Origin of the sequence: Lachnoclostridium sp. (assembly GCF_031997925.1) — a bacterium.
Classification (GTDB): domain Bacteria; phylum Bacillota; class Clostridia; order Lachnospirales; family Lachnospiraceae; genus Lachnoclostridium.
Genome location: NZ_DAMADT010000002.1, coordinates 121321 through 144514, shown reverse-complemented (window position 1 = coordinate 144514; position 23194 = coordinate 121321). Strand labels below are relative to the sequence as shown.

Annotated in this window: 21 protein-coding genes and 1 pseudogene; 5 read left to right on the top strand and 17 right to left on the bottom strand. The window is 36.2% G+C overall.

What is annotated here, in order from left to right; translation table 11 throughout:
• Positions 1–440: hypothetical protein (locus RTP52_RS02210; RefSeq protein ID WP_312368951.1), on the top strand; the 440-nt coding region annotated here is incomplete at its 5' end.
• A 103-nt stretch (positions 441–543) separates the two neighbouring features.
• Here RTP52_RS02210 and RTP52_RS02205 read toward each other — a convergent pair.
• The 12 genes from RTP52_RS02205 to RTP52_RS02150 form a co-directional block, all read right to left on the bottom strand.
• Entirely contained in the window at positions 544–984 is a 441-nt protein-coding gene (locus tag RTP52_RS02205) for a pyridoxamine 5'-phosphate oxidase family protein (RefSeq protein ID WP_312368950.1), read from the bottom strand.
• Between the two features lie 223 nt (positions 985–1207).
• On the bottom strand, positions 1208–1867 hold the full coding sequence (locus RTP52_RS02200; RefSeq protein ID WP_312102880.1) for a hypothetical protein: 660 nt from the start codon (positions 1865–1867) through the stop codon (positions 1208–1210).
• A 352-nt stretch (positions 1868–2219) separates the two neighbouring features.
• Positions 2220–3908 carry a sigma 54-interacting transcriptional regulator gene (locus tag RTP52_RS02195; protein WP_312368948.1) on the bottom strand — a complete coding sequence of 563 codons (1689 nt, stop codon included), beginning with the start codon at positions 3906–3908 and terminating at the stop codon, positions 2220–2222.
• Between the two features lie 157 nt (positions 3909–4065).
• Positions 4066–4551 carry an L-2-amino-thiazoline-4-carboxylic acid hydrolase gene (locus tag RTP52_RS02190; protein WP_312368946.1) on the bottom strand — a complete coding sequence of 162 codons (486 nt, stop codon included), beginning with the start codon at positions 4549–4551 and terminating at the stop codon, positions 4066–4068.
• A 68-nt stretch (positions 4552–4619) separates the two neighbouring features.
• The gene (gene dhaL, locus RTP52_RS02185; protein ID WP_312102872.1) at positions 4620–5267 is read right to left on the bottom strand and encodes a dihydroxyacetone kinase subunit DhaL; all 648 of its coding nucleotides are present in this window, start codon (positions 5265–5267) and stop codon (positions 4620–4622) included.
• 12 nt (positions 5268–5279) lie between these two features.
• On the bottom strand, positions 5280–6266 hold the full coding sequence (gene dhaK / locus RTP52_RS02180) for a dihydroxyacetone kinase subunit DhaK (RefSeq protein WP_312368944.1): 987 nt from the start codon (positions 6264–6266) through the stop codon (positions 5280–5282).
• Positions 6267–6295: 29 nt separating this feature from the next.
• On the bottom strand, positions 6296–7003 hold the full coding sequence (locus RTP52_RS02175) for an ABC transporter ATP-binding protein (RefSeq protein ID WP_312368943.1): 708 nt from the start codon (positions 7001–7003) through the stop codon (positions 6296–6298).
• Positions 6996–7766 carry an ABC transporter ATP-binding protein gene (locus RTP52_RS02170; RefSeq protein ID WP_312368941.1) on the bottom strand — a complete coding sequence of 257 codons (771 nt, stop codon included), beginning with the start codon at positions 7764–7766 and terminating at the stop codon, positions 6996–6998. The genes RTP52_RS02175 and RTP52_RS02170 overlap by 8 nt, the downstream gene beginning before the upstream one ends.
• Before the next feature lie 23 nt (positions 7767–7789).
• The gene (locus RTP52_RS02165; RefSeq protein WP_312368940.1) at positions 7790–8863 is read right to left on the bottom strand and encodes a branched-chain amino acid ABC transporter permease; all 1074 of its coding nucleotides are present in this window, start codon (positions 8861–8863) and stop codon (positions 7790–7792) included.
• A gap of 4 nt (positions 8864–8867) precedes the next feature.
• Positions 8868–9743, bottom strand: a complete 876-nt coding sequence (locus RTP52_RS02160; RefSeq protein ID WP_312368939.1) for a branched-chain amino acid ABC transporter permease — start codon at positions 9741–9743, stop codon at positions 8868–8870.
• 86 nt (positions 9744–9829) lie between these two features.
• Positions 9830–10990 carry an ABC transporter substrate-binding protein gene (locus tag RTP52_RS02155; protein ID WP_312102855.1) on the bottom strand — a complete coding sequence of 387 codons (1161 nt, stop codon included), beginning with the start codon at positions 10988–10990 and terminating at the stop codon, positions 9830–9832.
• Between the two features lie 45 nt (positions 10991–11035).
• Entirely contained in the window at positions 11036–12280 is a 1245-nt protein-coding gene (locus tag RTP52_RS02150; RefSeq protein WP_312368938.1) for an L-cysteine desulfidase family protein, read from the bottom strand.
• 430 nt (positions 12281–12710) lie between these two features.
• Here RTP52_RS02150 and RTP52_RS02145 point away from each other — a divergent pair, with 430 nt between their 5' ends.
• Positions 12711–13235, top strand: a complete 525-nt coding sequence (locus RTP52_RS02145; protein ID WP_312368936.1) for a peptidylprolyl isomerase — start codon at positions 12711–12713, stop codon at positions 13233–13235.
• A gap of 157 nt (positions 13236–13392) precedes the next feature.
• Here the strand turns inward: RTP52_RS02145 and RTP52_RS02140 are convergent, their stop codons facing one another.
• From RTP52_RS02140 to RTP52_RS02130, 3 genes are all read right to left on the bottom strand, one after another.
• Entirely contained in the window at positions 13393–14472 is a 1080-nt protein-coding gene (locus RTP52_RS02140) for an SGNH/GDSL hydrolase family protein (protein WP_312368934.1), read from the bottom strand.
• Positions 14473–14786: 314 nt separating this feature from the next.
• Positions 14787–15965 carry a bifunctional metallophosphatase/5'-nucleotidase gene (locus tag RTP52_RS02135; RefSeq protein WP_312368933.1) on the bottom strand — a complete coding sequence of 393 codons (1179 nt, stop codon included), beginning with the start codon at positions 15963–15965 and terminating at the stop codon, positions 14787–14789.
• Between the two features lie 273 nt (positions 15966–16238).
• Positions 16239–17573 carry an MATE family efflux transporter gene (locus RTP52_RS02130; RefSeq protein ID WP_312368932.1) on the bottom strand — a complete coding sequence of 445 codons (1335 nt, stop codon included), beginning with the start codon at positions 17571–17573 and terminating at the stop codon, positions 16239–16241.
• 334 nt (positions 17574–17907) lie between these two features.
• Here RTP52_RS02130 and RTP52_RS02125 point away from each other — a divergent pair, with 334 nt between their 5' ends.
• Positions 17908–18678 (top strand): HAD family hydrolase, encoded by a 771-nt coding sequence (locus tag RTP52_RS02125; RefSeq protein ID WP_312368931.1) that lies wholly within the window; start codon positions 17908–17910, stop codon positions 18676–18678.
• A gap of 1 nt (position 18679) precedes the next feature.
• Here RTP52_RS02125 and RTP52_RS20335 read toward each other — a convergent pair.
• Positions 18680–19299: pseudogene (locus tag RTP52_RS20335) on the bottom strand (histidine phosphatase family protein).
• Between the two features lie 414 nt (positions 19300–19713).
• Here RTP52_RS20335 and dpsA point away from each other — a divergent pair.
• Together dpsA and RTP52_RS02110 are read left to right on the top strand one after the other, a co-directional pair.
• Entirely contained in the window at positions 19714–20598 is an 885-nt protein-coding gene (gene dpsA / locus RTP52_RS02115) for a dipicolinate synthase subunit DpsA (protein WP_312102834.1), read from the top strand.
• Positions 20599–20615: 17 nt separating this feature from the next.
• Complete coding sequence (locus RTP52_RS02110) at positions 20616–21206, top strand: dipicolinate synthase subunit B (protein WP_312102832.1); 591 nt, start codon at positions 20616–20618, stop codon at positions 21204–21206.
• 100 nt (positions 21207–21306) lie between these two features.
• On the opposite strand, the gene RTP52_RS02105 is transcribed toward RTP52_RS02110, so the two are convergent.
• Positions 21307–23194: SbcC/MukB-like Walker B domain-containing protein (locus RTP52_RS02105; RefSeq protein WP_312368928.1), on the bottom strand; the 1888-nt coding region annotated here is incomplete at its 5' end.

Below are 23194 nucleotides of genomic sequence, written 5' to 3'. Positions count from 1 at the left end.
GGATCAAGGGCGAAAAAACTAATTCTTATACTATATCGTATGGAGGAACATCAGAAACTTATGATTTGTATATCAATTCCAATGCTATAAAAAATGATTATTCCGCATGTGAAGGTGTTGAATGGAATTTAATGACTGAAACACAAGGTCTTAGAACTTTATTAAACCCTCGTTATTTTCAATTCCCTGATAATAAAACATTAGATTTCAGTTCACAAAGTGTCTTAGGTGAAAACCAAAAAAATAAAGTTAAACTTGAACCAGGAAAAGAATATGTATTGGCAGCAAGATTTTTTTCCTTAAGTGTAAATGATATAAAAGACATACAATGTGAATCAATAGCAGAGCAAGAGGATCTATTGAAAAACATTGATTATGCGGTATTGTTAAGGCTTGCTTTATATAATACAGAAGAGGAAGCGGAAAGATTGAATCGTTAATAAAAACGGAGTAAATGTCATAAATACATTAGGAAATTAAATATATAAAGATAACAAAATGACTGCTTCACGAGAGCAGTCATTTTGTTATCCTTATATGTAATTATATATCACTGACATTGGAATCTATAGTTCCAGCAACTTCCTCCCAATCAACCAAAACACTGTATCGTTCTGTCTTAAAGCACAAAACACAAAAATTAGGATCATCTGGTCCACTGAAATGATTTATAAGCCCTCCATACCACATTTCTTCTTTGGTTTCCAAATCCGTTAGAATTTCAATCGTACCAACCAAGGTTATATTATAATCATCAGAGTTGAAACATACACTTGCACGATTACACTTGTTGATTCGATTCGATTTTCTTGAGTTTAGACCTGTACAAAATGTAATCCAGCTGATTCCGTCCGCCTTAGAAGCAGTTATAGTAGATATCGTTGGGTATCCGTCATGATCGATTAAACCTAGAGCACAATAGGTTCCCTCACCTGTATTTTTCTCAACTATTTGACATGTTTTTTTAATAATTCCTTCCTTCATAACTTACTCCCTTCATTATTTTCCTTCCTGTTTATACAGAGAAAAGACACCATCTTATTAACTCTTCCCTCTTTTTCTTTCTAAATAATAACATTGCGAACACGACAACAGTATGTCATGTTCGCAATATAAATTATTTTATAATTAGAAATAAGTTATTTATAATTATCCGCATTCTATTCTATCAGAAAATATCTTAATCAAAATATTCTCATATATATGTTTACTTTAACTTTTTAACAGTATCTAATAATGAAGAATAATCCATATAATCATCCAATACGCTTATATTCTTGGATTTTGTTTTATTCGTCATTACTATTGTAACGACTACCTTTGCTTTAAATCCATGTTTATGTACTTTAAGTTCCTTTATCCTATCAATACGCCATGTATTAGGATCATTGCTCATAATATTGATTGTTTTCTCGATATCTACTCCCGCATTGGCAGCTTTATTTACCGCTTTATTTGCTCCAGACATTGTTAAAGCAGCACCAAGTAGTTGAATTGGTAATACATCTGACGTAAACGATAGATTTTGTTTCGTATACATCAAGCGATACAAGTCGCCATCATATGAAATATAAGTAATAAAATTACTCATATTTTTCTTACCAAATGCAATTAATATAGGGATAGATGCGATAACTGTAAGTACCATCAGCAATATACTATATTCCTCTGTTATTGCGTCAAAAATAAACATTAAAATCAATATCGCAATCGCATAGAGAAAGGAAAATAAAAATACCTTAAGCAAATATGGCATCTTACCCTTTCTATTCTTTGTCCATACTTTGTTTAACTCGTTATGCTCTGCTCCTATTTCTCCATTATTTTTATTGGCTTCAACAATCTTTTTATACTCTTCTACATTCACGACGATTCCTCCTTATTTTATGATTCTGCTGATGTTAAAGTCTAAACTTTCTTAAGAATGCTTCTAAATGTCTATCCTTATACCTATGAATATGACAAAGCGGATATTCACAGTCCGCTTATACTTGCTCATAATCCAATTACCACTACGTGGCATTTCAGGTAAGTCTCTTCCCTGATGAGGTTAAAATAAGAGTTCAGTAAATATTTCCATGTAAAATCGACACCTTAACACATTTTACCATATTGTAATCAAAATATATACGTATTGCAATAACTTTTTTAAAGCAAAAAAGCTTTTGCTTAACAGATGATACCACCTATCTTACAAAAGCATTTCTTTATAATTTAAACTAATCAGATATTCCATACTCTACAAGCTTTCGATAAAGAGTTGCTCTTCCTATTCCAAGGCGTCTGGCAATTTCTGATTTGCTACATCCTGTTTTTAATAATTCCGATATTTTCTCCATTTCAAAAGTACTTAAAGATATATCATTTTGATTTTTTTGTTTGTAAAACCCCATATCTTTGATGTCGTCTAACGTTACCTCATTGTCATTCTTTCTTACAATGGCCTCTAGAACTGATTCAAGCTGATTGAGATTCTCCTTATAGCTAGAACGAAAGAGATATTCTATCACTTCCTTATCTAAGGAAACATTATTGTTTTGATATACCTTCCCGTAATAACTTAAACCTGAGTTAATTAAAAGTTTAAATAATGTCATATCGTCTTGCAGATTTGGAACTATGATCTCATGCTCTGAGATATGATAGTATAACTCTTCTAAAAATAGCCCATTTTTCGCGAGTTCTTTTAAATCACCTGTGGAAGAAAAGATGAGTCGAACATCAGATTTTACACTCGTATTATTATTTAACTTAATATTACCTGTCTTTATAAAATACAAAAGCCGTTCCTGAACATAAAGTGGTAAGTTCTCAACATCGTGGATTAACATTGTCCCATTATTGGCATCTCTTAATTCTCCAAACTCATCAAATAAAAAAACATTTAATAAATCTCGGTACATGTTATCACAAAATAGAATCTTTAGTCCATTTAGGCTTCGTTCTGAGAAATTGGTGATTCCTTTTGCAAGTAATTCACTCAAATTTCGATTCTTGCTGCTAATTAAAATTGTCTTTCCTGTCACAGCCAAGGCTTTTGACTTCTGTATTATATCACGTGGATAAATCCATTCTGCCCATTTTAATGTTACCATAGATCCTTTCTCTGATAACTGAACATTTTTCTGAACCTGATTCATCGTTTCGAACACAAACATGGTTCCATATTCTTTTCCATTTACTATTACCTGTTTACTCGAAACAAATCCATAGAACGAATAAGAACCACAAGTTATATATACTCTTATATTTTTTAACTCATTGTATTCACTAAAATATTCATCGAAGATAGCATGTGGCAATAATTCTTGTAACTGTTTACCGTTAACGTTTTTATCCGATGTAAAAAGCTTCTTAAATCTGCTATTACAGTGCTGTATATTTCCATAATAATCTGTAAATACAACAGCATCTGATAGTAAATCCATCATCGCTTCTCGCTCAACAATAATTTGGCTAAGAGACTGGTTTTGATTATAGTACTCTATCTTACCAGATAAAAGTTCCGCCATATTTTCCAAAAACTCTATTGATGTATCAATTGTCTGAAACAAAGACTCCACGCGATGCTGCGGTAATAACAGTGCAATAGCCCCTATCACACAGTCCTTATAATAGATAGGTACTCCTACAAATCCTATCATCTTACAATCATGAAATTGTTCACATTCCCTACAGGATTCTATATCACCTTTATCCTTTACTATAACTTTTTCTTTCTTTGAAATTACCTCAGATATTAAGGATCCTACTTCTATTTCATTATACAGAGTAAAGTATCGAAATTTGCTCCCTACTATTTTTAGGTTATTATCCGCGATAATAACATCGGAATCAACAGTATTTGAGATTATATCAGAAAATCTTATTACAAATTCTTTGATTGATCCAAGAATTGTTTCCAGCATTATTTACACCTCCCAGAATTTATTATTTCATATTATAAAAGACAAATCAAGCAGAGGCTTTCTTCTATAATTATTTTAGCAATTTTAACCAAAGAGAATATTTTTGACAAAAGAAAGGGGAACTGCAAAAATAGTATCTTGCAGTTACCCCCCAAACTTATTTCTGTTTCTTACGGAAACAAACCTCGCAGATTGGATCTCCCTTAGCAATTGTTTTCCCTAACTCAAACTCGAAATCAGGAAATGTACTGCAAATACCTCTATCACCATCCATTGCAATATCACATAGCTTTGCAATTTCCTCTTCATCATCCGTTAGTTTCTTCCATGCAGCTACTAATGGACAATAGTGGAATGTAATGTTGAATTCATCGTCTGTAACTTCTGTGTCCATCTCAAAGATATTACGAACATTCTCGCTCACAAACTCAGGTGCAAATGCTTTTAAATCATCCGTCTTAGTATATTTGCTATCACCATGGAAACAACCACAAGCTGTAATCGCATCACTTGCGAAATCATAATCTAAACCTCTTTTTTTCGCTTCCTGCACTAAGTAATAGAACCATGTTGCTCTATGCTCGATTGCATTACGTAAATCCTCAATATGTTGTCCTCTGTCACTTGCTTCATTCTTAATCATAATTATGTACTCCTTTTCCTATTTTGTATTTTTTATTTTTATAATTAATCACCTAGATTAATAGCTGATTATTCACAAAGTTCTTTCACACAATCCATCAATGTTGCAATCTGATAAGACATGGTTACTGCACCTGGATCAAGGTGTCCTACTCCTTTATTTGCCTGATAAGTAGCTCTGCCTCTCACTGCTTCCATAGCCTTGGTACTTTCAGCACCAACGATTGCAGCTTGTTTTACTTTGTCAGCTGTCGTTTTTTCATCGATTCCCACCGCTATACAAGCTTGATAGCATTCTACTGCAGGAGCCAAACAATCAATCATTGTCTTCCAGCCCTTCTGTGCATTACCTCTAGACATAATAGCCTGTAACATTGCATCTAACACCTGGCATAATTCTTCATTGCCGATCGTCTCTTTTCCCTTTAATACCTTAGCAGCAGCCAGATAAGCACTTCCATAAAGTACACCAGAAGAACCACCGATTACTGACATCATAATTGTTCCAATCTGCATAAACTCCTCAAATACGCTCTTCTGCTCTAACTCTTCAGCAACTTCAACTAATTTTTCAAAGCCCATATTGATATTGGTCCAGTGATCTCCATCTCCGGTTGCACTATCTAAAGCAGTGATATAATCACCATTCGCGTGAATTAATTCGTATGCTTTTCTAATATAATTAGCATAATCTTTACTTGTTAATTGAAATCCCATCGCATTCACCTCTTAATTAATAGTAAGGCCAGGAGTATTACAAGGTGCATCCAGTAATTCCTTAAGCTCTTCATCTAGTTTCATTAATGTGATAGAACATCCACTCATATCAAGTGCTGTCATGTAGTTGCCAACCAAAGTTTTATATACCTTGATATTCTTTTCTACTAGCAACTCTTGCACTTCTTTATTTAGAATATATAACTCCATCAGTGGTGTGCCACCAAGACCATTGACCAATAAAGCCACTTCGCTGTCAGAGAAGTCATAATCCTCTAAGATCTTATCTAATAAAATTTTAGCTACTTCCTTTGCAGTCTTTACCGTAGTACGCTCCACACCTGGTTCTCCGTGAATTCCCATACCGATTTCTATTTCATTTTCTTCAAGTACAAATCCAGGCTTTCCTACTGCTGGCAAGATACAAGGAGTCATTGCCATTCCCATACTCCTGATATTTGCGATTGCTTTCTCAGCCGCTGCTTTTACTTCCTGCAGATTAGCACCACTCTCAGCTTTTGCTCCTGCAATCTTATGAACAAATACAGTTCCTGCAATACCTCTACGTCCCGTGGAGTAAGTACTGTCTGGAACAGCGACATCATCTCTTACAACAACGCTTTCCACCTCGATGTCCTCAAGCTCTGCCAAATCCTTAGCAAGTCCAAAGTTCATGATATCACCAGAATAATTCTTGATTACCATCAGAACACCTTTGCCTGCATCCGTCTGCTTAATTCCCTCTATAATTCTGTCTGGACTTGGTGAGGAAAATACATTACCAGAGATAGCAGCATCTAACATACCTTTTCCAACATATCCAGCATGTGCTGGCTCATGTCCTGCACCACCACCTGATATTACTGCAACTTTGTTGCTCTTTTCTCTTCTTGCAATTACTTCTAGTTTTTCTGTATAGACTAACTCAGGATGTGCAAGCTCCATACCTTTGAGAAGTTCTGATACAACCTTCGTTGGCTCATTAATAATCTTTTTCATACTTACCTCCATTCTTCCTTTCGTGTCTTTTAGGCATGACCCAAATATGCTTTTCTTACTCTAGGATCAGCCGCGATTTCTTTGGCATCACCTGACATGGACACTAAGCCATTCTCAAGTACATAAGCACGATTTGATACACTAAGTGCCATATTGGCATTCTGTTCAATTAATAGGGTAGTCACCCCTTGTGCGTTGATTGATTTTATTAAGTCAAAAATCTGTAATACGATGTTTGGTGCAAGACCTAAGGATGGCTCATCTAATAAAAGTAGTTCCGGATTACTCATTAAAGCACGTCCAATTGCTAACATCTGCTGTTCACCACCAGACATTGTACCTGCGCTTTGTTTATATCTTTCCTTCAGTCTTGGAAATAGCTCATAGACACGCTCATATCCTTCTGCTATCTTTTTCTTATCGTTGACAATATAAGCACCAAGCCTTAAATTTTCTTCCACTGTTAAACTTGGGAATACTTCACGTCCCTCTGGAGAGATACTAATTCCCGTTTTTGTAATATGATAAGGAGCTGTATTCGTTATGTTATTTCCTTTAAAGGTAATGGTACCGCTTTGTGCCTTCGCGATGCCTGTAATAGTACTTAGTAAGGTTGACTTTCCTGCACCATTACTACCAATCAGAGAAACGATCTCTCCTTTGTTTACCTCAAGGTCTATGCCCTTAAGAGCGTGTATATTTCCATAATAGGTATGTAACTTTTCCACTTTAAGCACCGGTACCAACACCTCCTAAGTAAGCTTCAATTACCTTTTCATTATTTGCAATTTCTTTTGGTAAACCATGTGCTATTGGTTTTCCGTGGTCAATGACATAAATACGGTCCGAGATATTCATAACTACACTCATGTCATGTTCGATTAAAATAATGGTATAGCCCTGTTTTTGCAAGCTTCTGATAAACTGAAGAAGCTCCGCAGATTCTTGTGGATTCATACCTGCAGCCGGTTCGTCTAACAAAAGTACTTTCGCACCAGTTGCAATCGCTCTTGCGATTTCTAATTTTCTTTGGTCTCCGTAAGGAAGATTCTGCGCATAATCATCTCTGCGATTATCTAATCCGATGGACTTTAGGATTCGAATTGCGGTCAATACTTTCTCATCTTCCTCCTTACGAAATCTTCTCGTACGTAACACAGAATCAAGAAAACTATATTTTGTCTTAATGTGAGTACCAACTAATACATTCTCTACTACTCGAAGGTCCTGGAATAAGCGGATGTTTTGGAAAGTTCTCGAAATACCAGCTTTCACAACTTCCTGAGGTTTCTGATTATGAATTGCACAGCCATCGAATATAATCTCGCCCTCATCTATGGTATAAACACCGGTTAACATATTGAATATTGTTGTTTTACCAGCACCATTCGGTCCTATAATGCTAACAATCTCACCTTCGTTAACTTCAAAGCTGACTTTATCAACGGCGACAATACCTCCAAATCTCTTTGTAATGCCATTCACTTGTAAATAAGCCATAATGTTTTCTTCCCTCCTTCCACCTATAGACTGCTGCTTTCCTGATTTTGATTCGCATCTATCTCTAGTTGCTTTTTTACATGTTTTGATAATCTATATGGAATCTGTGATTGCCAACCAAGTAAACCTTGTGGACGGAATCTCATCATTAGAATCAAAATAAGTCCATATACTACGAAACGGTAATCCATTAAAGATCTTGATACTTCCGGAAATGAGATTAATATCACAGCACCTACAAACATGCCTCGTATCGTCCCCATACCACCTAAGATAACAATACTTAAAATTAAGGTTGAAACATCAAACGTAAATGTGTTCGGATCAATATATCCGATAAGAGTAGCATACAAAGCACCTGCCACTGCACTAATCACTGCGGATAGTACAAATGCTAATACTTTATAATAGGTAACGTTAATACCCATCATGGTACCAGCCATTTCATCTGTTTTGATTGCTAAAAATGCTCTACCAGTACGTGATTTATAAACTAAATAACAAAATACTGTAACGATGAGTAACATTGCTAACATTAAATAATAAAGTCCGTGATTTGCAATGGTTAACTTACACCCAAAAAACATTGGGCTAGGGATATTCTTTACACCAAGGGTACCATTCGTTACCGGATCCCAGTTCATTGCAATGGTTTTTACAATTTCACCAAATCCCAGTGTTACAATGGAAAGATATGTACCTGATAATCGTAGGGTTGGTAATCCAAGTAAAAGTCCTGCTAATGCTGCTACTACCATACCAACGAGTACGGATAGGAAAAAACCAAATCCTAATTTGGTGGCCAGAAGGGAGGCAGTATAGGCTCCAATGGCTACGAAGCCTGCATGTCCTAAGGATACCAAGCCTGTGTACCCAACTAAGATATTAAGACCTAGCGCCAACATGATATAGATACCTATTTTTACAGAGATCGTTAAAATATAACGGTCCGAGATTATCTTTGGAAACACTAAGAGCAGTACTCCACAAAGGATAGCAAGCGGAACTTTATAACGATTCACATTATATTCTATGTAATAAACAAAGTATTTCTTTACTGACTTACTTTCGTTTTCTTTGCGTTCTTTTCCATTCATGCCCTTATACCTTTGTTATACCTTTCTTGCCAAATAAGCCGTTCGGTCTTACAATTAGCACAATAATTAAAATAACAAACGCCATACAGTCTCTATAGGTAGAACCAAGGAACGTTGCTGCCATACTCTCAGATACACCAACTAACAAACCACCAACTAATGCTCCTGGGATGCTACCGATACCACCAAGTACTGCTGCTGCAAACGCTTTCAAACCTGCCATATAGCCCATGTTAGGATATACAATCTGATAATATCCACTGATTAAGGACCCTGCTATCGCTGCAGAAACTCCACCAAGAAAGAACGTAAAGGAAATTACAAAATTAACATTAACACCCATAAGATTTGCCGCTTTAGGATTCTGTTCACAGCCGCGCATCGCAAGCCCGATCTTCGTTTTCTTTACTACAAGAACAAGAAGTAACATCAGTCCTAAGGATACGATGCAAATGCAAATCTGTGTCCATGTAATCTGAATATTTCCGATAGAAATAACACCAAAATTAAAAAGTGCTGGAAAAGCTTTTTTCTCACTACCAAAATAAACGGTTAATAAATTTTGTATTATATTAGAAATACCAATTGTTGTGATAAGGGACGCTATTGGAATTGAATTCTTTTTACGCAAAGGTTCGAGCGCAGTTTTATCAATTAATACGCCTAATAATCCGGTGAATACCAAACTAAGTAAAACTGCTGGAACTATTCCTAAATTCATACTGACAAGCATAAGAGCCGTGTGAGCACCAAAGGCATATATGGAACCGTGAGAAAAGTTTACCAGACGCAATATGCCAAATACCAAGGAATAGCCAACTGCGAGCAGCGCATAACACATTCCAAGCGTTAGGCCATTAAATATCTGTTGTCCAATCATTTATTCACCTTTATGGGACTTGGCAAAACCATAGGTATGTAACAAACTATTCCGTTTTGCCAGCCCCCCTTTCTTGTCTATCTAGCCTAGTTCATCTTTACAAATTTTCCACCTTGAATTGTTACTTTTACAAATGCTTTATCTACATTACCATTTTCATCAAACTTCGTCTGACCTGTTACACCTTCGTAATCTACTTCTGCTAATGCATTTCGAACAGCTTCCTTATCTGTAGAACCTGCTTTTTCAATTGCAGATAATAACATACCAACGGAGTCATAAGCCTGTGAAGTTAAAGCACTTGGTTTGTTACCAAATTCTTTTTCAAAAGCACTAACATAGTTTTTAATCTTTTCATCCTTAGATTCAGAGAAGAAGATAACTGGGAAACATACACCCTCTATTGCTAAGCCGCCAAGTTCAATTAATTGTTGGCTATATGAATTAGAGAAACCAACTACTTTAATATCAGAATTAATTTGCTTATATTGCTTTGCAACGGGAGCTACAAGATTGTACATACCAGCGCAGATTACTACATCAGCTCCTGCCTGATTTAACTTTGTGATTGCTGGGCTATAGTCATCAGACCCTTCTACAACTTCTTCATGTGCTACGATAGAAACACCATCTATACCAAGTTTTTCAACTAATTCTTTGATAATCTTTGATGTGTTTGTTCCCCAATCTGTCTTAATAGAAATAATACCAATGTTCTTCTTTCCAAGGTCATTGACTGCGATATCAATACTTGCTGCTGCCTCGGCGCTGATAACCGTATTATTTCTGAATATGTAATCACCCACTAAACTATAGTCTGGATGAGATGCGGAAGGAGAGATCTCAATCAATTTATTCTCTTGATAAATAGGTGCTGCTGTTAAACATACACCAGAAGAGAAATGTCCGATAACACCTGCAATATCACCCTCACTGACAATCTTCTGAGCAATGGTTGCTGCTTCTTCTGAGGAATTCTTATCATCGTACTGTACAATTTTAATCTGCTTTCCTAATACGCCACCTTTTTTATTCCATTCATCCGCCATCATCTTGGCTGCATTGGTAAATCCAATCCCATATTCTGCATTATCACCAGTCATTGGTCCTGCTACAGCTATTTTGATGGTTTCAGCACTGGAACTATCCCCCGATGTTGTTTTACCTTTGTTCGCACACCCCGTCATACTTGAAACTACAATAGCCACTAATGAAATCAACCCAAATACTCTTTTTAATTTTCTCATATTCCTCGTCCCTTTCAATATTCCATTTTTTGTGTTTTGTGCTACTTAGTTTAACATTATCTTTACTATTACTTCGTCTGTTTCCTGCATTCCCTCCTTTGCTAAAGTTACCACTCCGTCAATCGTCTTTTGAATTGTATCCTTTACAATACCATCGCCAGATAGAAAGCCTTTCCCCTTTAGACTTATCATGGTAGCAACAATTGCTGCATCTACTGCAGACGCAATCTTAGCTGCACAGGAGGACTTTGCCCCATCACAAACGATTCCTGATACATTTGCTAGCGTATTGATGATAGTCTGGTTAATTTGTTCTTCGTTTCCACCATATAAATAGGTAATTCCTGCACCTGCTCCTGCAGCTGCACTTACCGCCCCACAATAAGCTGACAATCTTCCAATTTCAGATTTTTGATATATTGCAATCAGATTACTGATTATAAGGGCCCTTAGAATTTTTTCATCCTCTACATCTAACATTTTTCCAAATTCAATGACTGGAAGAGATACTGTCATTCCCTGATTGCCACTGCCTGAATTGATGATGACAGGAAGTTCACATCCATTCATTCTTGCATCGGATCCTGCTGCTGGCATAGCCTTTGCTCTGATTTTTACATCATCACCGTAAACATCCAATAATGTTGATCCAACATTGACACCATATGTATTACGAAGACCTTCTTTTGCAATCTTTGTGTTATATTCGATTTGTCTTTCTAAGATTGGTCTTACTTCTTCGATATCTACCTGGTTCGCAAATTCTAAGATACTCGCTACACTATAATCTACGGTACTTCCATCACAATCTTCAATTTCTTCTTCAAAGATAACAACGCCATCTTTTTCAATGCGAGCTATCCCTGTATGTGTTTTTACTAATTCAACCAAAGAGGAGTTCTCCCCTTTTTTCATATGTACGATAATATGTAACTTCTCTGTCGTTTGAAGAAATTTTGTTTGACAAAATCCAGTTGTTAAAAGGCGTTTCGTTTCTTCCAAATCCTCTTCTGTTACCGTAGTTAGCACTTCCAGTTTTTTGTTTGCATCACCGCCAATCATACCTACGATAGCAGCAGCTTCAATACCTTTAAGATTTTTCGTCATAGGAACGACTACGCTCTTGGCATTTTTTATTATATTAGAACTGCATTCCACAGTAAGTTCGTCTGGCATATCACCAAGTACTTCTCTGGCTTTTGCTGAGGCAAGTGCTATTGCAATCGGTTCTGTACATCCTAAAGCAGGAACTAGTTCAGCTTTCAGAATATCAATCATTTTTTTGTACATGTGTTCTCACCTTTTCCTTATCTTTTCTCTTGTTTCATTCAGTTTTCACTGTACCATCTTGATACACTAATAATATACTAAAACAGGATGGATTTCAATATCATTTTGTGCAATTTAACCTATTTATAGCATCTTTGTTAATTATATATTATACACATTTACCTTTTATATAATTTTCAATGAATGATTAGTGCACTTTTACAATGCATTTGTATCATTATGATACACCATAATATTAACTTGTCTCATTATTATCGAAAGGAACACTCATGAAATGCTTCAAATCTAGATTCCTAACTATAGATAATTTCGGGATAACTATGTATAGATGTGAAGGCCTTGGTAACCCTGTAACTATATGGTTGAGGAATGGCCTCAGATATGATATAATAGCGAAGAACTTTGAAAAGAAATAATAAAGGAGAATATCATGGCAGAAAAAAATCCTATTGTTACATTTGAAATGGAAAACGGAGATGTGATTAAGGCTGAACTTTATCCTGAAATCGCACCAACTTCCGTAAACAATTTTATATCCTTAATTAAGAAAGGTTATTATGATGGACTTATCTTCCATCGTGTAATTAAAGGCTTCATGATTCAGGGTGGTTGCCCAGAAGGAAGCGGTATGGGTGGTCCTGGCTATTCTATCCATGGTGAGTTCGCACAAAATGGATTCATCAATGATTTAAAGCATACCGAAGGCGTTTTATCCATGGCACGTTCCATGCGTCCAAACTCCGCAGGATCTCAGTTCTTTATTATGCATAAAAATTCCCCACACCTTGATGGTGCATATGCTGCTTTTGGTAAAGTAACAGAAGGAATGGACATTGTAAATAAAATTGCTGAGACAAAGGTTGATTACAATGATCGTCCTTTGGAAGAGCAGAAATTAAAGAAAGTTACTGTAGAAACTTTGGGTGTTGAATACGACGAACCAGAGAAACTTTAATTTGTTCCATAAATTAAAAAAATCAGTCATGGATATATATCCGTGACTGATTTTTTTATTCCATACTCTATGTTTATAACTGACTGATATTTTAACTTAATCCATGCTCTTTCTACTAGTTTTACGCTCTATCTAGATTTAATCTTAAGGAGAATTTTTAAATCTGCCATCCCATAATCTTTTTAATCTTTTCTGTCAACTGTGTCGCAGCCTTTTGATGTGTCACTTTACTTGGATGCCAATCTGCCCCATAGCCATCCGCTTTATCTTGTTCTGTTAATCTAAAGGTAACTATGTTATCATCTTTCGTTTCCTTTTGATAAAGAGTTACCGCCTCTTCTACCATTGGATATAGATTAGCACCCATCAGTCCCAAAGTACATAAAATGGTTGCATCCCTATTCTTTTCTCTCACTACCTTTAGAAATTTTACATATTCATCTCGATATTCTTCGTGGCGTTCTTTTTTATCTTTACAATAGGTATTGTCATTCGTACCTAAATTAATAACGATAAGTTCTGGGATGTACTTAGAAAAATCCCATGGAACATTTTCTAATAATGGCATGTCTTTATACGTACCAAAGCATCTAGCTACACTTTGATAGTATTTTGGTACAATCTGAATTGTATCTTTTTTATCACTCTCTGTATATCCACTTACAATACCATAACCGCTATACGATACCATACTATAATCGCTATTTAATTCTTTTGCAGTCAGATAAGCATATGCTTTGGTCACATTTTCAGTAGATGTTGTAAAATGTACTAATTCATTCTCTGCATCAACACCATACCCGCAGGTAATGGAATCTCCAATAAATTCAATCTTGTGTGCCAAATCTTCGGTCTTCTTAGGCGGTATATCACTATGTAATATAATTTTCTCTATCCCAATCATGGAATGGGGTGCTTCTGATATCTTTAAGATACGGACTTTAATCTCCTGCTTAATCCTACTTTCAAAGATTTTAACTATTTTTTGTTTTTCTTTTAGTGTATCGCAAAAAACAAGTTCTTCATTGATATACATTGCAAATCTTGCATAATCAGTCCCATTCTGTCCATGAACAGAACTATCGGAAACAAATGCGATTTCGACCAATTCAGTCTCACAGTGAAACTCGATTCCACTTCCTGATAAAGAAAGCCATCGGATTCCATCCTTAGAATACGTTCTACCAATTTGCTTTACATCACCGTAATCTCCACTCCATTCTTTCCTCTGTAACATAACATTTCCTCCTCATAGTAACAAGGATTTGTTTTATACATATCTCTATCTTGAGGGCGAATCTCTACAAGTTATCTTTCCTTCTCATGAAATCCAATAATGTATTTAAAACAAATCCTTGATTCCGTACTTCTTATACTAATCTTTCTTGTACTAATCTTTTTAACGTCAAAGCGAATACTTAGAATCCGCTTGCTCGTTACCTTACAGTAGCTCCGCTGTAAATTCAGTGGGTTCTTTAACACCCGCTGAGATGAAGATGCCAACCTGTAAGGTTATAATATCAAAGTAAATTATAGATGTAAACGAATGGATTATCTCTTCATAGAAAATATCAAGCGAAATGTCGTAAACTGTTGTTCCTTTTCCTTATAACCAACCATTGTGGTAACGGAAGTCTCTAATGCTGTATTTTCTGCTAAAATTGATAGATTGTCATAAGGAACTGCTGACATTCGAACATTATTCGCTCCGATTCGCAGACTTAGCCCCTGACTACATTCCTTTATTGCATTTTGTAATATCTTATTCACTGCTTTCGTGTAAGGAGCCTTTTTCTCATCGATTTCTAAATCATCCGATTCTTTGGTAAGAACATTTAAATCATCTAGCATTGATTGTGTCAGACTGTACGCCTTCATTTTCAGATTTTTATCAATAACCACAACACCAATGGCATTCAAATACTGATCTGAACTTACAAGCAAGGTATTCTTTCTTGGATTGACACTTTCACACTCAGAGAGGGTACTATGACTGTGTCCATCGATAAATAAATCAATGCCATCCACCGTCGATAACACATCAATACTATTTAAGCGACTCTTACCATTTATACCAAGATGCCCAAGAGCTATAATTACATCTGCTCCAGCGCTCTTTAAATAACCAACTTCCATACGTGCAGCATCAACAGGGCTCATGATTGTAATACGTTCTACCTTACGTGCATCATTGAGCGTCATGGTTGCTTGCGTACTAAGTCCAAAAATTCCATAGGTAACACCATTTTTTTTAATGAGTACATGTTCTCCAAATAATAAATGATTGGTTGTAAGGTCAATCACATTGGAACCCAAAACAGGAAAATTTAATTTGTTTGCTAAATCTACAAGGTGATTAGTTCCATACTCGTAGTCATGATTGCCAGTCACCATAGCATCATAACCAAGAGCATTCATTAACTTTCCAATCGTTTCTCCTTCATTATAAGTCGCTAGAGTAGTACCACGAAAAGTATCCCCCGCATCAAATAAAAGAACTTCTGCTCCTGCTGCAATACAAGCATCCTTTAAAGCAGCTAACGTTGTTAGCCCTACGCTATTATCCTTCCCCAATTGAACTCTTCCATGAGTATCATTCGTATGCAAAATCACCGTTTTTCCCGCTAAATCTCCCAGACGAAATGAATCCTCACCTGCATTTACTTTCGTATGAGAACATAAAAATACCTGAAAAGCTACAATCACTAATATTATGGCTCTTTTTTTCACTCCGATAACACTCCTAACTTCACATATTTCCATGGTATTATGTGATAAAATTAGGTTACTTATCCTACAATTCAAAGAACCTTTTAAGTTATTTTTCTATTTATCAGTTTACTTAATCACGTATCTATTTACTCAATCATGTATCTATTTACTCAATCATGTGTCTATTTAATTAATCATGTATCTTTTACTTAATCATGTAACTATTTACTTAATCATGCTTCTATTTACCTAGCCATGTATTTATTACTTAATCATACTTCTCCTACTCAGTTAACGTATGCTCATCCGTGCATGTTTTTTCCATCCACCACTAACCATACGACTAATGAATAAGATGGCTCGGAAAACCCAGTCGATCGTCATCGCTACCCAAACACCGAACACACCAAGGCCAAAATTCTGCGCTAATACAAAGCTCAAACCAACACGGAAGATCCACATCGATGAAATGGAAGTAAACATCGTATACTTCACATCATTTGCAGCTCTTAAAGCATTTGGAAGTGTAAAAGCAGAAGGCCAGATGATAATACAACAGATACAATGATATATAATCAACTTCGTTGCAAGCTCTTTCGTAGCTGCTTGAGCCTCAAATAAATTTACAATCGGATTGACACTTAACAATACGATGATATTGAGCACTAACATTGAAATACTTGCATATTTTAAAAGCTTCCATGTGTATTTCTTTGCTTCGTCAAGCTTTCCTGCACCTACACATTGACCAACTACAGTAATCATTGCTAACCCAATCGCACTACCAGGGATACAATTAAACGATGCTACAGAGTTTCCAATTGCATTCGCTGTCATTCCAACCTCGCCATACATAGCGATCAAACTGCCTACCAAAAGCTTACCAAACTGAAAAATACTATTCTCTAAACCATTTGGAATACCGATTTTTAAAATTCGTCGAATCATCTCCGGTTGGTAGCCTAAGCGAAAGTTATATTCGATACATATGGCATTTTCTTGATTCCGTAAACGATAGATAACTATAATAGCAGCAATCATACGTGATAATAAGGTTGAGATAGCTGCCCCTGCTACTCCCATACCAAACACAAAGATGAGGATTGCATTTCCAGTTATATTAATGATATTCATCCAAAGGGATGTCATCATAGATATCTTAGAATTCCCCATGGCACGAAACAAAGCAGCTCCTGCATTATATATCGCAATAAATGGGAAGGATACTGCTACGATATAAAAATATGTCTTTGCATTTTGCATCGTCTGTGGGCTTAATTTACCATAAATCAGATGTAAAATTGCTTCATTTCCTATCAAAGAAATAACCATTAAAATTACCGATAAAAATGCTACGGATAACACTAATTGGTTAGCAGCCTCTCTGGCTTTCTCTCTGTTTTTTTGCCCAATATACTGTGCTGCCACGACAGCACCACCCGTTGCTAAGGCTGAGAACAGACCTATTAAAAGCACACAGATCGCATCCACCGCTGAAATTCCTGAAACAGCCTCTTCTCCTCTTTTTGCAATCATTATGGTATCTGCCATACCAACCGTAACCGCAAGCAGCTGTTCAATAACAAGTGGAACCAATAACTTGATAAGATTTTTTCTAGTAAACATGGCTAATCCTCTCCGCTTTCTCTTCCGAAAATCACTAACACTGAATAATTATGAAGTATCTATTACAAATATACAATAGTAGAAACACTGAAAATTATTGTATGTCAGTATAACTTTTGTTTAATACTATACAAGAATAAGCACGCTTCACAAGCTTTTCCTTGTTATGAATAAATAAACGAACTATGCACTTTCTCTTATCCCCTTGCATTTATATATTTATATATTGCAAACGTTTCTTGAAACTAGATCATGATGAAGCCTTCCAAACTTCTCGCCTTGAATCTATCATAGTAACCTGTTATAATAGGGGAAAAATTTCACTGGAGGACCTATGATTAAAATAATTGCTAGCGATATGGACGGAACACTACTACAAAACGGATGCCAGCAAGTAAGTGACCGTGCTATCGCTATTATTAAACAACTACATGATAAAGATATTCTCTTTGTGGCAGCCAGTGGCCGTCAATATCCAAATCTATACCGTAATTTTAAAGATGTTGCCAAGCATATGGCATTTATTTGTGAAAATGGTTCCCTTGTCATGTATCAAGATAGGGTTTTATATAAAAGCGCTATGGATCATAAGTTGGCAAAAGAACTATGTCAAACTATCTATGAGCGAGAAGGTTGCGAAGTTCTTATCTCAGGTCAAAACACTTCTTATTTGATTCCAAAAACTGATAGTTATATTGATCGTATGAAAAACATCGTTAAGAACAACGTAGCAATCGTAACTAGTTTTCATGAAATACCAGAAGACATCATAAAAATTTCAGTATATGAAATAGAAGGTATTTCTCATTCTGCTTCCTATTTTACCTCACTTTTTGGTGATAAATTAAAAGCGACCATATCAGGTGAACAATGGCTAGACTTTGTTAATCCTTTCGTAAATAAAGGAGCGGCTCTAAGCCATTTATTAGATTATCTATCCCTTAGCCCAGACGAGGCAATGGCTTTCGGCGATAACTATAATGACCTAGAGATGCTCTCTTTAGTCTCCTATGGTTATGTAATGGATAATGCAGTACCTGATATCAAAAATCGATATTCTTATAAATCATCCTTAGTAGAAGACACCCTAGAGAACTTATTATAACCTACCAACTTCTGCGTAATAGATTATTATTTTCCTCAAGGTGAGCAAAATCATTAAAGCGCTCTAAATAAAAACGTTGATAATCCCGATCAAATCGAAGCTGTGTAATACTGGTATTCTCAAGCGATACCGCAAATAGCAGCTTCTTTGATTGTGGCATACCTAAGATGTCTGTAACAATGGATCGGATGACTCCTCCATGAGTTACTACCGCTATTCTTTGTTTTCCAGAATGTATCATCTCTTCTAGCACATCTCTAACTCGTTTGACCACATCCTGTCCACATTCACCACCAGGGAACGGTAAATCCTCCGATAATTCCATCCGTTTCTTTTTAAAGTCACCAAATTATATTCATCACTGTTTCCAGTCATACGTCCAAAATCGATTTCCCGCAGCTCTGTTCTAATTCGATAATCTACATCGCCTAAATATATCTTCGCTATTTCTGCGGTTTCTCTTGCTCGAAGTAAATCACTGGAGTAAAGACAATCAATTCCATACTCACTAAGCCGTTTCCCAAGAAGTTTTGCCTGTTCTCTTCCTTCTGCTGCAAGATTTACATCCACGTTACATAGCTGACTGCTTTGTCTGCCATGTCTTATCAAAAAAATGTTCATGCTAACCTCCATTCTTATGAAATCATGCCCTAGTATTCAAAGCATAACTTCATGGTGTAAAAACCTTCTACTGATCACACCAACCTTCGTCTTCGTATACTTAAAATTGTTATTAGACAGTTTTAGTATTATCATACACCTGCCGTAGCTAATAACCTATCCTCGGATATAATCAACTAAGCCTTTTTATCTATAATATCCCATAATAACGATGCATATAATTACTACCGGCATATGAAGGATGGTGGTATTTCCCTTTATTGTTACAAAATAATCTATTACTTGGTAAACCAAGCCCTTATAACTTATATGTTACCTAAACATTAAGAATTTGTCTACATAAGAATACTGCTTTTATGAAAGTGGAACCGAATGAATGACCATTCATATATTATAGAAGAAGGAGGTAGCTCTATGTCACAGCTAAGTAAAATTGTCTTTCTAGGCGGAGATTTAAGACAGTATTATATGATAAAACAACTAATGGAAGCTGGTTTTCCTGTGGCGGTCTATGGTCTTGACCGTGGAGAATTAGGCGATACCATATATGAAGCGACCACACTAAAAGAAGCATTATCTTTTGGGAATATCGTGATATGTCCTATTCCAGTCTCCAAAAATCAGGTAGATATCTTCTCTAAACATGCAGTACCTGATTTAACCCTTGATAAGCTTAAGGAGAATTTAACGGAGGGTCATACTCTCTTCGGAGGTTGTTTTGATAAATCCATGTCTAAGTATTGTGAGAAAAAAAATATTCGCCTCTATGACTTTATGGAAATTGAATCTGTAAGCATCGCAAATGCCATTGCAACTGCAGAGGGAACTATAGCGGAAGCCATCCTTCGCAGTACCGTCAACCTACACAAAAACGAGTGCCTTGTCCTAGGCTTTGGTCGTTGTGCTAAAATTCTAGCAGACAAATTAAAAGGAATGGGTGCAAAAGTTAGTGTTGGCGCACGTAATGAAGAAGCATTAGCATATGCCGATGCCTATGGATATGAAAATATTCCACTTTCGGAGCTTAGCAAGCATCTGCATCGTTTTCCATTTATCTTTAATACCATTCCTGCTATGGTATTGGATTCTGCACTGATAAGCTATGTGCGAAAAGATGCAGTGATTATAGATATATCATCAAAACCTGGCGGCGTAAATTTCGATTATTGCAATCAACTGGGAATCAATGCCTCTCTATGCCTTGGGCTTCCTGGAATTTATGCCCCAAAAGCATCTGCTACGATCTTAGTGACAGCTTTATTTAATTGTATTAGCGGCAGTGCCTCCTCGAAAGAGTAAAAAAGGAATGTGAAACTATGAAACTTTCAGGTAAGAATGTTGGTGTAGCACTAACTGGCTCATTTTGTACCTTTGCAAAAATAATACAACAAATTCAAAATATAGTGAATGAACAAGCGAATGTAATACCTATCTTTTCTTTTAATGCTCAAAGCATCGACAGTCGTTTTGGGAAAGCAGCTGATTTTATGGAGCAAATTACAAAAATCACTGGAAATAAACCGGTCTTAACAATCGCCGGAGCAGAGCCACTAGGTCCTAAGGGAATGATTGATATCCTGATTATTGCTCCATGTACTGGTAACACCCTTGCAAAATTTTGCAATGGCATCACCGATACTCCAGTCCTAATGGCTGCGAAAGGTCATTTGCGTAATCAAAAACCGCTCGCTATTTCCTTAGCTACCAATGATGCTCTCGGTATTAACTTTAAAAATGTGGGTTCCATGTTGAACTGTAAAAATGTATACTTCGTTCCATTTGGTCAGGATGACTTTAATAAAAAGCCGAACTCTATGATTTCAAATACCTCTCTCATCATTCCGACTCTTGAGTTAGCGTTGGAGGGGAAACAAATTCAGCCTATTATTGAGAATCCGGAAGGCTAAAGATATAAGAAAAGAATGTTGTATACTTTCTCTATAAACAGTTAAAAGATATCAGTTAAAAACATAAAGGAGGGAATCAAATTCCCTCCTTTATGTTTCACTATTTAATATAACTACCTTCCATCGTCTTATGAATCAAAATCTTCTTATCAATTCTCTCCTTAAGTTCCGTTACATGCGAGATAATACCAACTAACCTATTTCCAGAAGTTAAAGAAATCAACGTTTCTATCGCTTGTTCTAAAGACTCTGAATCCAAGGAACCAAAGCCTTCATCAATAAACATCGAATCAAGCTCAATACCACCTGCGTAACTTTGGATGACATCGGATAGCCCAAGAGCGAGTGCGAGCGCAGCCTTAAAGGACTCTCCTCCAGAAAGAGACTTTACAGTTCTCTGCTTTCCGGTGTAATGATCCATAACGAAGATTTCTAATCCCCCTTGACTTCTGAGGTTGATACTGTCTGCACGGTGCAGAGTATACTGGCTAAATGTCATCTTACGAAGTCTTTTATTTGCTTCTTCAATGACTGTATCAAAATAAAAAGCTTGTACATACTGCTCAAAAGCTATTTTAACTTTCCCTGTAAGTTCACCATTTGCTGTTTTAGAAAGTTCATTGATACTAAGATACCTTCTTTGAATCTCTCCCTTTGCCTCCAGTTGTTTCTTTGCATCCAGGTAAATCTGTTCGTTATTTCGAATTCTTCGATTTACTTCCTCTTTCCGGCGTTCACACACTGACTTTTGAGAGATTATCTCGTTACGATTTTCATGAAGTATCTGTATATCCACCGAATCCGTATCTTTAATTTCATTAACCAACTTTTCTATCATTAAATGTTGTTCAGATACCTGTTTCTCATAATCTTCTATCAATTTCTGCGTCTGTTCTATTTTATCTTCTGCCCAAAGACAAGCAAGATAGCTTTCTTCTGAACCAAAGGATGTTTCAATCAGCTTCTTTTGATAAGCTTTTTCTTCTTCCTCTAAGGTAGCCTTTTGCTTCGCTTCTTTTATTTCGTTATCCTCAATAACAGCCTTTAGTGCGGACCACTGAGAGCGTAATTCACGAAACTCTCGCTCTAGTCGCTCCAGATTATTGCGAATTTGATTGCTTTCCACTAGAAGGGAAGTATGTTTGTTTTCACATTCTTCTTTGGTAGCATACTTTCTTCGTTCTAAAATCTGTTCTCTGCTTCCATCTATCTGACCTAGAACAGTAGCAATTACTATTTTTTCTTTATTAAGGTTCTGAATATTCTGTACGTTTTCTTCAAGAGCAGCTGTGATTTCTGCTGTACGCTTATTACACCAGTCTCTTCTCTCTTGATTTTTCTTAAGTACTCTATATTCTTCGTTTTTCTGAAGAAATACTTCTTCACTTCGGGACAATTCTTCTGTGATTCGATCTTTTATCTTATCTTTGCCAACTGCTTCTTCAAAGAGCTCTTCACACACTACACCTAAGTTATCCCACATCAAAGAAATCTTAGTATTTTGATTACTAACGGAAAGACTTTGCTGATTAAGTGCAATTGTTTCCTTCTCAAGTTTTCCCTTTGTCTGATTTAACATAGCCTCAGTAGGCGCTTCCTTACTACATTCTGCCTTCTTTGGATGACTGGTAGAACCACAGACAGGACATGGCTCTTCGTCCTTAAGATTCATTGCAAGCAAGCCCGCTTGTTCACGAAAATACGCTAATTCTAAGACTTGATACTCTTTATTCGCCGCTTGATAAGAGTTCTCTTTCTTAAAATACTCTTGTTGTAACTCCTTTAAGTTACTTGACTCTAATTCTATACGATTTAGTTCTTCTAAAAGGCTTTTTAGTTTCGTTATCTTTGACTTTAAATCTTTTCCTATCTGAATACATTCAGCGATTTCTTGGTCAATAGGAAGATATCCTTGTAGCTCCTTGGCTAGTTCACTATACTCAGACTTTAGTATCTTGCCTTGTTCTTCAAGCCCTTTCTCATTCGAT